13 protein-coding genes are annotated in these 13,551 nt (G+C 60.6%); 5 read left to right on the forward strand and 8 right to left on the reverse strand.

The genetic code is table 11. The annotated features are described in order from the left end of the window. Window positions 1-67: 67 nt before the first annotated feature. From C1J04_RS07795 to C1J04_RS07805, 3 genes are all read left to right on the forward strand, one after another. Entirely contained in the window at window positions 68-739 is a 672-nt protein-coding gene (locus C1J04_RS07795) for a winged helix-turn-helix domain-containing protein (protein WP_037954675.1), read from the forward strand. Window positions 740-882: 143 nt separating this feature from the next. Further along, a complete protein-coding gene (locus C1J04_RS07800; protein ID WP_254655169.1) occupies window positions 883-2,112 on the forward strand; it encodes a sensor histidine kinase in 1,230 nt (409 codons plus the stop codon). Then, complete coding sequence (locus C1J04_RS07805; RefSeq protein ID WP_009826679.1) at window positions 2,105-2,803, forward strand: VIT1/CCC1 transporter family protein; 699 nt, start codon at window positions 2,105-2,107, stop codon at window positions 2,801-2,803. Before C1J04_RS07800 ends, C1J04_RS07805 begins: the two co-directional genes overlap by 8 nt. A gap of 45 nt (window positions 2,804-2,848) precedes the next feature. Here the strand turns inward: C1J04_RS07805 and C1J04_RS07810 are convergent, their stop codons facing one another. Further along, the gene (locus C1J04_RS07810; RefSeq protein WP_156775800.1) at window positions 2,849-3,385 is read right to left on the reverse strand and encodes a hypothetical protein; all 537 of its coding nucleotides are present in this window, start codon (window positions 3,383-3,385) and stop codon (window positions 2,849-2,851) included. Window positions 3,386-3,465: 80 nt separating this feature from the next. On the opposite strand from C1J04_RS07810, the gene istA reads away from it, so the two are divergent. Together istA and istB are read left to right on the forward strand one after the other, a co-directional pair. Then, window positions 3,466-4,965, forward strand: coding sequence for an IS21 family transposase (gene istA / locus C1J04_RS07815; protein ID WP_114865400.1), 1,500 nt, complete (start codon window positions 3,466-3,468; stop codon window positions 4,963-4,965). Next, on the forward strand, window positions 4,962-5,726 hold the full coding sequence (istB, locus tag C1J04_RS07820) for an IS21-like element helper ATPase IstB (protein WP_009824782.1): 765 nt from the start codon (window positions 4,962-4,964) through the stop codon (window positions 5,724-5,726). Before istA ends, istB begins: the two co-directional genes overlap by 4 nt. A gap of 429 nt (window positions 5,727-6,155) precedes the next feature. Here the strand turns inward: istB and C1J04_RS07825 are convergent, their stop codons facing one another. From C1J04_RS07825 to C1J04_RS07855, 7 genes are all read right to left on the reverse strand, one after another. Next, a complete protein-coding gene (locus C1J04_RS07825; protein ID WP_009826682.1) occupies window positions 6,156-6,668 on the reverse strand; it encodes a hypothetical protein in 513 nt (170 codons plus the stop codon). A gap of 139 nt (window positions 6,669-6,807) precedes the next feature. After that, a complete protein-coding gene (locus C1J04_RS07830) occupies window positions 6,808-8,610 on the reverse strand; it encodes a cation:proton antiporter (protein WP_037954333.1) in 1,803 nt (600 codons plus the stop codon). A gap of 185 nt (window positions 8,611-8,795) precedes the next feature. After that, window positions 8,796-10,079, reverse strand: coding sequence for a serine hydrolase domain-containing protein (locus tag C1J04_RS07835; protein ID WP_009826684.1), 1,284 nt, complete (start codon window positions 10,077-10,079; stop codon window positions 8,796-8,798). A 174-nt stretch (window positions 10,080-10,253) separates the two neighbouring features. Further along, window positions 10,254-10,877, reverse strand: a complete 624-nt coding sequence (locus tag C1J04_RS07840; RefSeq protein WP_009826685.1) for a glutathione S-transferase — start codon at window positions 10,875-10,877, stop codon at window positions 10,254-10,256. Then, window positions 10,874-11,803 (reverse strand): AEC family transporter, encoded by a 930-nt coding sequence (locus tag C1J04_RS07845; RefSeq protein ID WP_005852681.1) that lies wholly within the window; start codon window positions 11,801-11,803, stop codon window positions 10,874-10,876. The genes C1J04_RS07840 and C1J04_RS07845 overlap by 4 nt, the downstream gene beginning before the upstream one ends. A gap of 110 nt (window positions 11,804-11,913) precedes the next feature. After that, window positions 11,914-12,711 carry an MBL fold metallo-hydrolase gene (locus C1J04_RS07850; protein ID WP_009826686.1) on the reverse strand — a complete coding sequence of 266 codons (798 nt, stop codon included), beginning with the start codon at window positions 12,709-12,711 and terminating at the stop codon, window positions 11,914-11,916. Further along, window positions 12,711-13,529, reverse strand: coding sequence for a TatD family hydrolase (locus tag C1J04_RS07855; RefSeq protein ID WP_009826687.1), 819 nt, complete (start codon window positions 13,527-13,529; stop codon window positions 12,711-12,713). The genes C1J04_RS07850 and C1J04_RS07855 overlap by 1 nt, the downstream gene beginning before the upstream one ends. Window positions 13,530-13,551: the final 22 nt, after the last annotated feature.

The raw sequence follows: 13,551 nt of genomic DNA on the forward strand, positions 1-13,551 counted from the left end.
CTGATAAAGGTGTAAGACTGCTGATGGCCTCGATTACGGGGCCATCAGAAACTCACGGACATAAATGATGAAAATTCTTGTGGTCGAAGACGACAAAATGACCGGGAACTACGTTGCCGAAGGCCTCCGCGAAGAGGGACATACTGTTGATTTGATGACAGATGGCAAGGATGCTTTGCTGCAAGCCAGCACCACGAGTTATGATATTCTCATTGTTGACCGTATGCTGCCCGGATTAGACGGTGTGTCGGTCGTCAAAACGATGCGAGGCACAAAAAATCAGACACCGGTTTTATTCCTGACCTCTTTGGGCGGTGTCGATGACCGAATAGAGGGCCTTAATGCAGGCGGTGACGACTATCTCGTGAAACCATTCGCCTTCGGAGAATTATCCGCCCGGGTTGCGGCACTAGCCCGGCGACCGCGTGGAACACAGGATGAAATAGTACTGCGCGCAGGTGATCTGGAAATGGACCTGGTTCGGCGGAAGGTGACACGTGCAGGGCAGCCTATTGACCTGCTGCCGAGAGAGTTCGCTTTGCTAGAGCACCTTTTACGACGCAAAGGTCGGGTTCAGACCCGCACAATGTTGTTGGAAGCGGTGTGGGACATCAGCTTTGATCCTCAGACCAACGTTGTCGAAACCCACATCAGCCGGCTACGTGCGAAGGTCGATAAACCATATGAAGTGGAGTTGATCAAAACGGTCAGGGGCGCTGGCTACCGGATCGAAGAATGACAAGCTTCCTAGAGAGTTCCCGAACCCTATTCAGGTCTACACCGTTACGTCTCGCACTGGCGCTCGTAGTCCTATTCGCATTTGTCAGCCTACTTAGTCTCGGCGCTTCCTACCTAGTCATTCGGGATTCCTTCAACAAATCAATGGAAGCAGATTTACGACAAGAGCTTGCTGGTTTTCAGGCAGCCGCTTCATCAAGCGCCGTCGCCCGGTTAATCGCAGCCGAAGCTGCCGTCACGGATCCTGAACGGCGCATCCTCAGCTACGTCACAGCAGATGGAAAATACTCCGGTAACGTTAGGGTTTCACGTTCAAACGAAGGGTTTCGTATTCTTTCGCTGCCAGATGAGCACGAGCTTTCAGAAGGTCCCTATCTTGCACTGACCTCCAACCTCTACGGCGGACAGCTGACGGTCGCCAACAGCCGTTCTCAGATCGAGGATCTGGGAGAGCTCTTTCTCAACATCCTTTTTCTCAGCGTTCTTCCTACCACCGTTATCGCACTGACCGCTGGTTTGCTCATATCGCGGCGAAGCGGACGACGCATAGATGCTATTGGTGGAGCGCTGAAGCAGCTTACTGCGGGCGATTTATCAGCACGCGTCAGGACCATGGTTGGTCGCGAAGATGATCTATCTTCGATTGCAGGCTTGGTCGACAGTATGGCAGCCGCGCAGCAATCTTCTGTCAATGCGCTCAGGCAAGTCTCCGCGGATATCGCGCATGACTTGAAGACGCCTATTCAGCGCGTTGCGGTGCTGTTGAACAAGGCCCGCGAGATGCCAGACTTGCCCGAAAAGCTGGAACCCATTTTGAATGACGCAGGGCAAGAGACGGCCAGCATCGTCGCGACGTTTCAATCATTGCTGCAAATCTCTCAGATCGAAGGCGGGAGCCCGAAGAGCAGATTCCAACCCGTGGATCTAGGCGTTCTGGCTGCAACATTTGTCGAGGTCTATGAGCCCGCTGCAGAAGAAACCAGCCATCGAATTGAAGCCGTTCTGCCGAATGGTGGCACGGCAATGATTTCGGGGGAAAAGGGGTTGCTTGGCCAAGTGCTGGCAAATCTGATTGAAAATGCCTTGCGCCATACACCAGCAGGGGCCTCGATCAAGGTTGCTGTTAGGACGCAGGCTGACAAAGTGTGCCTTGAGGTTAGTGATACCGGACCAGGCGTGCCCGCTAATGAACGGCAAAATGTGCTGAGACGCCTTTATAGGCTGGAGACAAGCAGGACGACACCCGGAAACGGATTGGGTTTAAGCTTGGTCGCGGCAATCGTCGACATGCATGATGGAGAGATCGAGCTGAGCGATAATAAGCCCGGCCTGCGCGTTGCAATGACATTTGAAAAGGATAGCTCCGATGGTTGAGGAGGCGCATGATCAGAAACACTACTCGGGACGTTCAGGCTGGTTAAGAGCGGCTGTACTAGGCGCGAACGACGGATTGCTGTCGACCTCAAGCTTGATTGTCGGCGTGGCAGCGGCAGCGACATCGTCATCACAGATTGTGCTGGCGGGCGTCGCCGGGCTTGTAGCAGGCGCAATGTCTATGGCCGCCGGAGAATATGTGTCGGTCAGTTCACAGTCGGATACTGAAAAAGCTGATATAGCGCTGGAAAAAGCAGAACTTGTTCGGAATCCCGGTGGCGAGCTTGAAGAACTTAGGGAGATTTTGATTTCTCGCGGGATGAGCCGGGCCACAGCGATCAAAGCTGCTGATGAAATGACCGCCTACGACGCGATCGGGACACATGTCCGCGAAGAAATTGGTCTTTCGGAGGTAAACTCAGCCAACCCGATACAAGCAGGGCTGGCCTCAGCGGTTGCATTCATTGTAGGCGGGCTTCCTCCAGTAGTGGTTTCCTTAGTGTCGCCGAGCGGCATACTTGCTTACTTGGTCGCGATCACAACGGTTGCAATGCTCCTGATGCTCGGCGCAGCCGGAGCAAAGCTCGGAGGGGCACCAATGGGGAAAGCGGCCCTACGCGTTGCCTTTTGGGGAGTAATTGCAATGACTGTCACCCATATCGTGGGCTCTATGATCGGAGCACAGATTTAGCCCCGGCAAAAGGCGTGCCATTGATTGGAACGTGTCGCCCCCCAGTCACCCCGCAAACTTGACAAGGGCACGAGAGATCAGCGCTTCAGCAAGAAATCCGGTGGGCAACATCATCAGATGCGCCAGATCGGCAATCGGTTCTGGAAATAACGCAGCCTTAACGACCAGCGTCATGACGCCCGCCGTCATCGCCCACTTTCGCCAACTCAGATAGTAGAGACTTGCGCCAATCAAGCCGAATCCTCCGGCTGACATACCCACGTCATAGGTATTTGGAAGCCCTGCGAAGTCACTGAAATTGAAAAACCCGATGAATACGATGAGGCCGAACATCAATAATAGCGTGCCGAAAACATCGAGAGCAAAAAACATTACGAATGTTCGCAGGGCCCCGTTGCGCCATTCAAACCAACCTATAGCGAATGCCGCAAGCATCAGTTGACGAACCAGCATATCCGCATCGTGCGAGATAAAGGAGCCTGTAATCAAGCGCAGCCATTCGCCCTGCTCCAAGCTGTTCAAGCTGACGCCGAACGCGGCTAGATCGACTTTAGTGTGAACGGCGGAGCAATACTCGGCCACGGTAGCGACGGCATAGTGTTGTCGCGGGCGGCGTAAAAGTCGTCCACTTTTGCCCTTTCGGATTTCGGGAGGGCTTGGGGATATACACCGTGGACTTGTATTTGAAGGTGCGTCACGCTCATTTCCAGGATGGATTGAGCGGGCGTCAGATTGCCCGGGATTTTGGGATCAGCCGGGACAGTGTTGCGAAGATGTTGGCCTATTCGGAACCGCCGGGATATCGGCGGACAGCGCCGATCAGGCGCCCGAAGCTGGATGCGTTCACCAGCCAGATGGACCAATGGCTTGCTGAAGACAGGAGCCGCCCTCGCAAGCAGCGTCACACCGCCAAGCGTATTTTCGAGCGGTTGCGGGACGAGTGCGGTTTTGATGGCAGCTACACCATCGTCAAGGATTACGTTCGAGACCGTAAGCGGACCGGCAAGGAGATGTTCGTGCCGCTGAGCCATCCGCCCGGTCATGCACAGGCCGATTTTGGTGAAGCGCTTGTCGTGATCGGCGGCGTCGAGCAGAAGGCACACTTCTTTGCCCTCGATCTGCCGCACAGCGACGCATGCTACATCCGGGCCTATCCTGCGGCCAATACCGAGGCGTGGCTTGACGGCCATGTCCATGCCTTTGCGTTCTTCGGCGCGGTTCCCCAGTCGGTTCTTTATGACAATGACCGCTGCCTGGTAGCCCGGATTCTGCCGGATGGCTCCCGGCAAAGAACCCAGCGGTTCAGCGCGATGTTGTCGCATTACGTGATTCGGGACCGCTATGGCCGTCCCGGCAAGGGCAATGACAAAGGGGCCGTGGAGGGGCTGGTCGGCTACGGACGTCGCAACTTCATGGTGCCGATCCCGTCCTTTCCGGACTGGCACGCGTTCAACGCTCACCTGGAAGAGCAGTGCCGCAAGCGCCAGGGTGATGTTCTGCGTGGCCACAAGGTCAGCATCAGGGAACGGCTGAAGGCCGATCTCGCGGCGATGCGGGATTTGCCCGGCACCCCCTTTGAGGCTTGTGAGTTGCAAAGTGGCCAGGTCACATCGACATCGGTGGTGCGTTATCGCGGCAATGATTACTCGGTGCCGGTTGCCTACGGCCACCGTGCGGTCTGGATCAAGGGCTTCGTGACCCGGGTTGTTATCGGCTGCGGCGCCGAGGTGATCGCTGAGCATTCGCGCTCCTATGACACCGGCGACATGGTGTTTGATCCACTGCATTACCTGGCGCTGATCGAACGCAAGATCATGTCCTTCGATCAGGCCGCGCCTCTGCAGGGCTGGGAGTTGCCCGAAGCGTTCAAAACCCTGCGCCGACTGCTGGAAGCCCGGCAGGGAAAGGCCGGCAAGCGCGAGTATGTGCAGGTCCTGCGCCTTCTGGAGCGCTTCGAGATTGACGTGCTGCATCTTGCCGTCAAAGATGCCCTGCGAATGGGAGCGGTCAGCTTCGATGCAATCAAGCACCTGATCTTGTGCAGGGTCGAGCAAAGGCCTCCGAGGCTGGATCTGGATGTCTATCCCTTCCTGCCCAGAACCAACATCACCACCACCTCCGCCGCATCCTACATGAGCCTGCTGGCAGGAGGTGGGGCATGACGGATGCACCCGAACTGCTGCTGGCCCACCATCTCAAAACGCTTCGGCTGCCCACGTTCTTGCGTGAACATGACAAGCAGGCCCGTATCTGCGCCGCTGAAGGCGTAGATCACGTGCGTTACCTGGCCCGGCTGACCGAGCTGGAACTGATCGACCGGGAACGGCGCATGGTGGAACGCCGGATCAAGGCCGCAAAGTTCCCGACCATCAAAAGCCTGGACAGCTTCGACTTCAAGGCGATCCCGTCGCTCAACAAGATGATGGTGCTGGAGCTGGCGCGCTGCGAATGGATCGAACGCAAGGAGAATGTGATCGCGCTCGGTCCCTCCGGCACCGGCAAGACCCATGTCGCCCTCGGGCTGGGACTGGCTGCCTGCCAGAAAGGATTGCCTGTCGCCTTCGTGACCGCCGCAGCCCTCGTGCACGAGATGATGGAGGCCCGCGACGAAAAACGCCTCCTGCAACTCCAGCGCAAACTCGCCAAGGTCAAACTGCTGATCATCGACGAGCTGGGATTCGTCCCCTTGAGCAAAACCGGCGCCGAGCTTCTGTTCGAGCTGATCTCACAGCGCTACGAGCGAGGGTCGACCCTGATCACAAGCAACCTGCCCTTCGAGGAGTGGACCGAAACCTTCAGCACCGAACGCCTGACCGGCGCGCTGCTGGACCGGCTGACACACCACGTCAACATCCTCGAGATGAACGGCGAAAGCTACCGCCTCAATCAAAGCCGCGCCCGCCTCGCCGCCGCTAACAAATGAACCTCACAGAATTGGCCTGACGGCCAATGCGCCTTGGACCGGGCTTGCTATATGAGGGCCGCACGCTCCAAGGCGCTCGCCCCAAACTGGCCGACTTTTGCTCCGCCACAATGGCCGAATTTTACTCCGCCGTTGACAGAAATGATATCAATCAACCCGATCGGCAGGTGCAGAGAGTAGCTTAAATTACGCCAGATCCTGTCCAACAGATAGGGAGTAGCTCAGAGATTGAGCCCGACAGCAACCGGTCAATCAATCAGTAGTTTTTATACCCCCTACAACGGTTCGAGTCCCTTCACCCGCACCATCTCAACTTATTGATAATCATACATAATTCGCGCGCTTCAGCGCCTGCGTTTTGATGTCTGTCTTGGCTGTGAACCATGCGCCGCGCCCGAAGGGTGTTCGGGCGCGGCGGGGCTGCGTGGGTTACGCGGCGGCTTTCAGCGCTTTGTCGGCCTTGTCGGCGACGGGCTCAGCGGCGGATTTGGCCGTTGATGCGGCCTCTGTTGGCGCGTTCGATTTCAGCAGGGCCGACAGGTAGGATTTGCTGGCCTGCTGGGGCGAGCTGCTGACCGGCGCGATCGAGTCGATCAGGCTGCGGGCCTGTGCGGCTTCGATCCGGGCTTCGGCTGCGGCGCGGGCTTGCGCCTCGCTCATGCCGCTGTCTTCGGCCTCCGAGGTGGCAACCGGGGTTGGGGCGACGGGGGCCGGAGCCTCCGCCGCGGGGGCTTGCGCTTTCTGCGCAGGGGCGGCGGCCTGAGACGACTGCGCAGGGGCAGTTTCAGCGGTGGGCTGCGTCTCTTGCGCGGCCGGCTGGTCGTCTTTGGCTTTGGCGGTGTTCTTTTCGGTGTTACCGGTCTCGGACTTATCTTTCTGTTTCTCGGCCCCTTTGGGCTGAGACTGCTGGCTGCCGCCAGAGAAAAGTGAACTTACTAACATAGATGTGCCTTTTCAGTTGGTTACCTACATGACTGAAGCACCTGCCTGACCGGTGTGGCGAAAAAATGGTCCAATTAAGGTTAATGCAAAGCTGAAATACCCGCGCAGATAGTATGCTGCGCGGGTGGGTGTGGTCTGATCACTCCTCGGGCGGACGCAGAGCGATAACATGGATGCCATCGCCGCCCTTGAACTCCTCGTTCTTGCGCATGAATTTGATCTCGCCGCTGGTGGTGATCTGGGCGAGCAACCGCGCCTCGGGGCTTTCGGCGCGCCAGTCTTCCAGCGTGAACTCCTCGGACAGACGCGTGCTGCGGAAGCGCCAGCCTTGGGCGATCAGATCACGCAGTTCCGCATGGGTCGCCTCTAGGCCCAAGGGCCGACCGCCAAGGGTGCGGGGCAGTTGGTGGCGGCTGCTTTCGGATTTCTCGCGCATCACCTGAAACACATTCTCGCGGCCGAATTCCGGTGCCAGGTCGGTGGTGACCAGCGTGTTGTAAGCGTCGTTATCCGTGGCAGCGATCAGCGTGGCATAGCTGACGAGTTCCACGCGCTGCTCTGCCGCCTCTGACAGAATATCGCCCGAGAATGTATCGATCCCCGCCGCACGCGCCTTGCGCAGGCGGATGAAGTTGGGGTCGGTCATCAGTACCGGAATCTTCGCTTTCTTCAGCACTTCGGCCAACTGCGTTGTCCAGTCCGAGCCGCCGATGATCACCACGCCGGGCGTGTCCGCACCGGTCAGCCCCAAAAGCCGTGCAAGGGGGGCGAGGGTGAAGCCGTTGACCACCACGGTTACCGCCACAAGCGCAAAGGCAAGCGGTGCGATCAGGGCCGCGTCCTCGAACCCGAGGCTGAGCAGGCGTTCGCCAAACAGACCCGCGACCGCGACCAGCACGACGCCGCGCGGTCCGGTCAGGGCCACCAGTAGTTTTTCGCGGAACGGGATGCCCGACCCGACGAGCGAGATAAACACCGTCACAGGCCGTGCGACCAGCACGACCACAGCGACAAAGGCCGCCGCGCGCCAGTCAAGGTTGCCAAGCGCCTCGACATCCAGCCCTGCGGCCAGCAGGATGAACACGCCCGACACCAGCAGCACGGTGGCATGTTCCTTGAAGCGGCGCATTTCCTCGTAGCTGGGCAGTTTGGAGTTCGCAATCACGATCCCCATGATGGTCACCGCCAGCAGCCCGCTTTCATGCAGCACGGCATCGGACGCGGCAAAGACCCCCAGCAGCAGGGCAAAGAGCACGGGCACCTTCATATACTCGGGCACCCAGCCGCGTTTGAAGGCGCGCGATAGGCCGATCCCCGCAGCGACACCGGCGGCAGTGGCGACGGCGGCACCGATAAACAGCTCCAGCATCGCCTCGGACGCTGTTGTGGCGGTGTTCAGGGCGATGACGACCTCGAAGGCCAGCACAGCGGCCAAGGCGCCAATGGGGTCGTTCAGGATCGCCTCCCATTGCAGCAGGGTGGCAGGGCGGCGCGACAGCCGCGCGGTGCGCAGCAGCGGCGCGATGACCGTGGGGCCGGTCACGATCATGATCCCGCCAAAGACGGCAGAACTGGACCAGCTGAGCCCCGCCACATAATGCAGCGACAGCGCCGACATCAGCCAGCCAAGGGGCGCGCCGATATAGACCAGCCGCCGGACACCGCCGACCGCGTCCTGCAGCGTGTGAAAGTTCAGCGACAGACCGCCCTCGAACAGGATAATCGCCACGGCGATAGAGATCATCGGCCCCATCAACGGCCCGATATCCCGTGCGGGGTCGAAGATGCCCAGAACCGGCCCGATCAGGATGCCGGCCACCAGCATCAGCACGATGGCGGGCATGCGCAGCCGCCATGCGATCCATTGAGACCCCACCCCGATCGCGCCGACCAATGCGATCGCAGTTACAGGATTTAGCGCGCCGAGTGTTTCTGTTGCCACAATGTGAACCCTTTATAATCAAAGCGATGACGTAACGCGGACCATCCCGCTGACAATGGCCGGTGTGAAATTTTAGGGGGTTTCCCTGTGGCAAGCCAGCGATCTGTCGTGCTGAACGACAAAAGGCCCCGACGTCAGGAGCCTTTTGCGCGAAGGTATGGGGCAGGGCGCGTGGCCCCGCGAGGTCAATCGTCGACGCGGCTGTCGGCCAGCGTGCTAAAGGCGAGGTTCTTGAAGATCAGCCGCAGCGGCCCCCGATTGGCAGGTGACTGGATCATCAGCAGCGCGATCATATCTTCGGCAGGGTCCGCGTGATAGCCGGTGCCCGCGGCACCTCCCCAGTTGTATTCACCGGCGGAGCCCATTGACGGGGCGTTGCCGGTTTCAAGTCGCACAGCGTACCCCAGACCAAAGCCGTAGCCGGGGCCGGGCAGGTAGTATTTGCCGGGTTTGATGCCCTCAAGGTGGTTCGAGGTCATCAGCTGCACCGACTTAGGCGACAGCAGCCGTGTGCCGTTCAACTCTCCGCCATTCAGCATCATCTGCGCGAATTTGGCATAGTCATGCACCGTGGACATCAGCCCGCCGCCGCCCGACTGGTTCGGCTTGCGCACGCGCGGGTCAAAAACATCGCGGCTGCCCAGTTTGGCCTGATCGGCGAAGGGTTCGGCGATCCGCGGGAAATCCGCAGCGTCATCGATGTAGAAGGCCGTATCCTCCATCCCCAGCGGGTCGAAAATACGCGCCTTCATGAATTCTTCAAGCGTCTGGCCTGACGCGACCTCTACCACCGCGCCCAGAACATCCGTCGCGCGGGAGTATTCCCATGTGGTGCCGGGGTCATGCTCCAACGGCAGGGACGCCAGCAGATTGGCCTGTTCGATTGCCGTGTTCTCGGGCGAGGCGACCCCGGCCGCGATATAGGCCTCGCGCGCGGGACCGGCTCCGAAGAAGCCATAGGTCAGCCCCGAGGTATGGCGCATCAGGTCGCGCACCGTCATCACGCCTTTGGCGGGGCGAGTCACGGGCTTGCCCTCGGCGTCTTTCTCACCGGTGACCACGGTCAGGGTTTTATAGGCGGGCAGATAGGTTGAAACGGGCGCGTTGAGCAGCAGTTTGCCTTCTTCGACCAGCATCATTGCGGCGACGGATGTGATGGGTTTGGTCATGGAGTAGATGCGGAACAGCGTGTCTTCGGTCATCGGCTCCCCGTCGGGGGTGCGTTTGCCCATGGTGGACAGATGCGCGATCTGACCGTCGCGGATCAGCATCAGCACGGCCCCCGGCGTCATCCCCTTGTCGACCAGCGCGCCAAAGGTGGCATCCATCCGCGCCAGCCGGTCAGGGTCGAACCCCAAAGCGGTCGCATCGCCGCGGGGCAGCTCTTGGGCCCATGCGGGGGTTAGGGTGGCAAAGGCGGTGCCAAGGGCCAGCGCCCCGGCGACCAGACCTGATCTGAAATGTTTCATTATATCTCCTCCCGGTTGTTGTGATCCGGTGGGACCACGACCCGAGGTTAGGAGCGTGTACGCTGCTGTGGCAACCGGCCTGACGGCTGTCAGGGCGGCGGCGCGGCTTTGTGACGTAGGGTAACTTGTGCCGCAATGCAGCGTACGCGGGGGCGGGGCGAAGGGTTTTTCGGCCTAGGCAGGAAAGACCGTAGGCGCGTCGCCCTCTGCCCATTGCGGGTATTTATCCATCACGGCGGTAAAGGCCTGCGCGGTCAGGAACCGGTCCAACCACGCCTGCAGGCGCGGCCAGGGCTGCGCGTCGAACCAGGGTTTGTCGATGAAGGCGAACTGCCGCACGAAGGGGGCAATCGCCATGTCGGCAAGGCTGGGGGTGTCGAAAATATAGGTGCGAATTTGCGCGTCCAGCGCCGCCAGATGGGCGGCGGCTTTGGCCCGCTCTGCCTCCGGATCGGCGTCGGGGTAGCGGGTGGCGTATTTCGTGCGGTCCAGCGCCTGTTTGAACGGCCCGTCGCAGCGGTTGATCCAGTCCCATCCCGCGTCAGGCATGTTCAGCAGCCCTTCGGGATCGTGTCGGCGCAGAGCCCAGATCATGATGTCGAGGCTTTCGTCAATGACCTCGCCCCTATCCAGCGCCAGACAGGGCACCGTCCCACTAGGCGAGGTCGCCAGAAAGGCGGCGGGCTTGTCGCGCAGCACGACCTCGCGCAGCTGCACCTGCTGGCGGGCCGACCGAAGCGCCAGCCGCGCGCGCATGGCATAGGGGCAGCGCCGAAAGGAATAGAGCACGGGCATCATGGCAGCACGCTGAGCCAGAGCCACGCGGTCAGCACCGACCCCACCGTCGCCACCAGCACCGAACTTGCCGCGACCCGCCGCGCGCGGCCATACATATTGGCGAAGATATAGGCGTTGAACCCCGGTGCCATCGCTGCCGTCAGCACGCCCGAGCGGAACAGATCCTGCGGCAGGCCAAAGCCGCTGCCCATGAACCAGACAATCGCGGGATGGACGATCAGTGCCAAAAGGCAGACCATGGCGATGGTCTTGCTGTCGCCCTCGGGGCGGTACTGGATCAACACGCCGCCCAAGGCGAACAAGGCCGCGGGCAGGGCAGCGCGTACGATCAGCGACAGCGCGTCGTCGATCACACCGGGGATCGCCAGCCCGCTAAAGTTTACGGCAAAGCCCGCGAGGATGCCCAGAACCAGCGGATTGTGGAACATCGCCCGCGCCACATTGCGCGCAAAGGCCGGACCGGATTGGCCCCGGTTGCGCACGAACTCCATCACCGTGATCCCCAGCCCGTAGCAAAACGGCGAGTGGATGGCGATGATCGCAAAGTTCCCGATCAGCGCCTCGGGCCCATAGGCGCGTTCGGTGATCGGCAGCCCCAGCAGGACCGAGTTGGAAAAGAGACTGCAGAACCCGATGGCCACACAGTCTTCCCAGTCGCGTTTGAACAGGATGCGCGCGCCGAACAGACCCAGCGTGAAGCAGACGGCCGCGCCGGTGTAGAAGCTGAACAGCAGTCGCGGGTCGAAAGAGGCCGAGAGATCCAGATGCGCGATCGATTGGAACAGCAGGCAGGGGATCGCGAAGCTTTGCGCGAACCGCATGACCCCGTCGATGCCCGAGACCGGAAAATACCCTCGCCAGACAGAGACATAGCCAAAGCCGATGACAAGGAAGACGGGCAGGATGACTTCGAGAAGCGTTTGCACGAGAGATATGGCCTTGGGTGCGGGTGGCGCTGTCGGAGTGGGGGTTTCACACCCCCACGCCCCCGTGGAGTTTATAGGGCAAAATGAAGTCCGGACCCCGCGGGCGGGGGCTAGACCGGAAAGCTCAGGGTCATGCCATCAAAGGCGGGTTCGATATGGTCGGGGGTTTCCGCGGCCAGCGTGTCATAGTCGAGGTCGTTGTGCATATTGGTCAGCACAGCGGTTTGCGGTGCCATCTGGTCGATCCAGCCCAAGGTCTGGGCCAGATGGCTGTGGGTCGGATGCGGGTCACGGCGCAGCGCGTCGACAATCCAGCAGCGCAGGCCCTTGAGGTGGGGCCAGATGTCATCGGGGATCTGCGCCACATCGGGCAGATAGGCGACATCATTGACGCGGAAGCCAAGCGCATCCATTCCGCCGTGGTTCACCAGAAAGGGCGTGAAGCAGAGCGTGCCACCGGGCCCGTCGATCGTCACGTCGCCGTCAATATGGTTCATCTCGAGGATGGGCGGGTAGGACGATCCGGGGGGCTGGATGAAGACGTAGCCGAAACGGTCCAGCAGCGCCTCCCGCGTGGGCGTGTCGGCCCAGACCGGCAGACGTTGGCGCATGTTGATCACAATCATCCGCAGGTCATCCAGCCCGTGCACATGATCGGCGTGGGAGTGGGTATAAAGCACCGCGTCCAGCCGTCCGACGCCCGCATCCAGCAGTTGGCTGCGCATATCGGGGGAGGTGTCGATCAGCACCGATGTCGTGCCCACATCCGTGATCCGCTCTACCAGGATGGAGCATCTGCGTCTTGCGTTCTTGGGGTTGGCCGGATCGCAGGCCCCCCAGTGCCCGCCAAGACGCGGCACCCCGCCGGACGAGCCGCAGCCCAGGATGGTGATCTTCATCTCGGCCATCAGGCGGCGTCCTGATATTGGGCGGCCTTGGTAAACAGCCGGTCGAAATTCGCCTGCGTCTGCGCGGCAAAGCTGGCATAATCGATGCCGAAGGTTTCGGCTCCACGCCGCGCCGTATGGGCGGTAAAGGCCGGTTCGTTGCGTTTGCCGCGATGGGGCGGCGGGGCCAGATAGGGGCTGTCGGTTTCGACCAATATCCGGTCCAGGGGGGCGTCGGCAAAGATGTCGCGCAGGTCCTGGGATTTGGGGAAGGCGGTGATGCCCGACATCGACAGGTAGAACCCCAGATCCAGCGCCGCACGGCCAAGCGCCTGCGTCGAGGAGAAGCAGTGCATCACGCAAGGGTAGGCCCCGTTGGCATGTTCCTCTCTGAGGATACGGGCCATATCGTCATCGGCGTCGCGGGCGTGGATGATCAGGGGCAGGCCGCTGTCACGGGAGGCGGCGATATGGGTGCGCAGGCTGGCTTGCTGCGCCTCGGCGCTGTCGGCAGTGTAGTGGTAATCCAGCCCCGTTTCGCCGATGCCCACCATCTTGGGGTGTTTGGTCAGCGCCATAAGATCGTCATAGCTGGCCATCGGCTCTGTCGCGACGCTCATCGGGTGGGTGCCGGCGGCATAGAAGACCGGGGCATGCGCCTCGGCAATGGCACGCACGGCGGGTTCGTTCTTGAGCTTGGTGCAGATGGTGACCATACGTGTCACCCCTGCGGCTTGGGCGCGGGCGATCACATCGGGCAGTTCACCGTCGAAATCGGGAAAGTCCAGGTGGCAGTGACTGTCGGTGATCGGGTGAATGTCGCGGGTGCTGTCTGTCATGCCTGGGGTCCTGCCTGTTCGT

This window comes from Sulfitobacter sp. SK025 (assembly GCF_003352105.1).
GTDB classification, from domain to species: domain Bacteria; phylum Pseudomonadota; class Alphaproteobacteria; order Rhodobacterales; family Rhodobacteraceae; genus Sulfitobacter; species Sulfitobacter pontiacus.

What these genes read in the sequence shown, in the direction of transcription:
- C1J04_RS07795 (WP_037954675.1), top strand. Translation starts at nt 68, where the DNA reads ATGAAAATTCTTGTGGTCGAAGACGACAAAATGACCGGGAACTACGTT.
- C1J04_RS07800 (WP_254655169.1), top strand. Translation starts at nt 883, where the DNA reads ATGGAAGCAGATTTACGACAAGAGCTTGCTGGTTTTCAGGCAGCCGCT.
- C1J04_RS07805 (WP_009826679.1), top strand. Translation starts at nt 2,105, where the DNA reads ATGGTTGAGGAGGCGCATGATCAGAAACACTACTCGGGACGTTCAGGC.
- istB (WP_009824782.1), top strand. Translation starts at nt 4,962, where the DNA reads ATGACGGATGCACCCGAACTGCTGCTGGCCCACCATCTCAAAACGCTT.
- C1J04_RS07825 (WP_009826682.1), bottom strand. Translation starts at nt 6,668, where the DNA reads ATGTTAGTAAGTTCACTTTTCTCTGGCGGCAGCCAGCAGTCTCAGCCC.
- C1J04_RS07835 (WP_009826684.1), bottom strand. Translation starts at nt 10,079, where the DNA reads ATGAAACATTTCAGATCAGGTCTGGTCGCCGGGGCGCTGGCCCTTGGC.
- C1J04_RS07840 (WP_009826685.1), bottom strand. Translation starts at nt 10,877, where the DNA reads ATGATGCCCGTGCTCTATTCCTTTCGGCGCTGCCCCTATGCCATGCGC.
- C1J04_RS07850 (WP_009826686.1), bottom strand. Translation starts at nt 12,711, where the DNA reads ATGGCCGAGATGAAGATCACCATCCTGGGCTGCGGCTCGTCCGGCGGG.
- C1J04_RS07855 (WP_009826687.1), bottom strand. Translation starts at nt 13,529, where the DNA reads ATGACAGACAGCACCCGCGACATTCACCCGATCACCGACAGTCACTGC.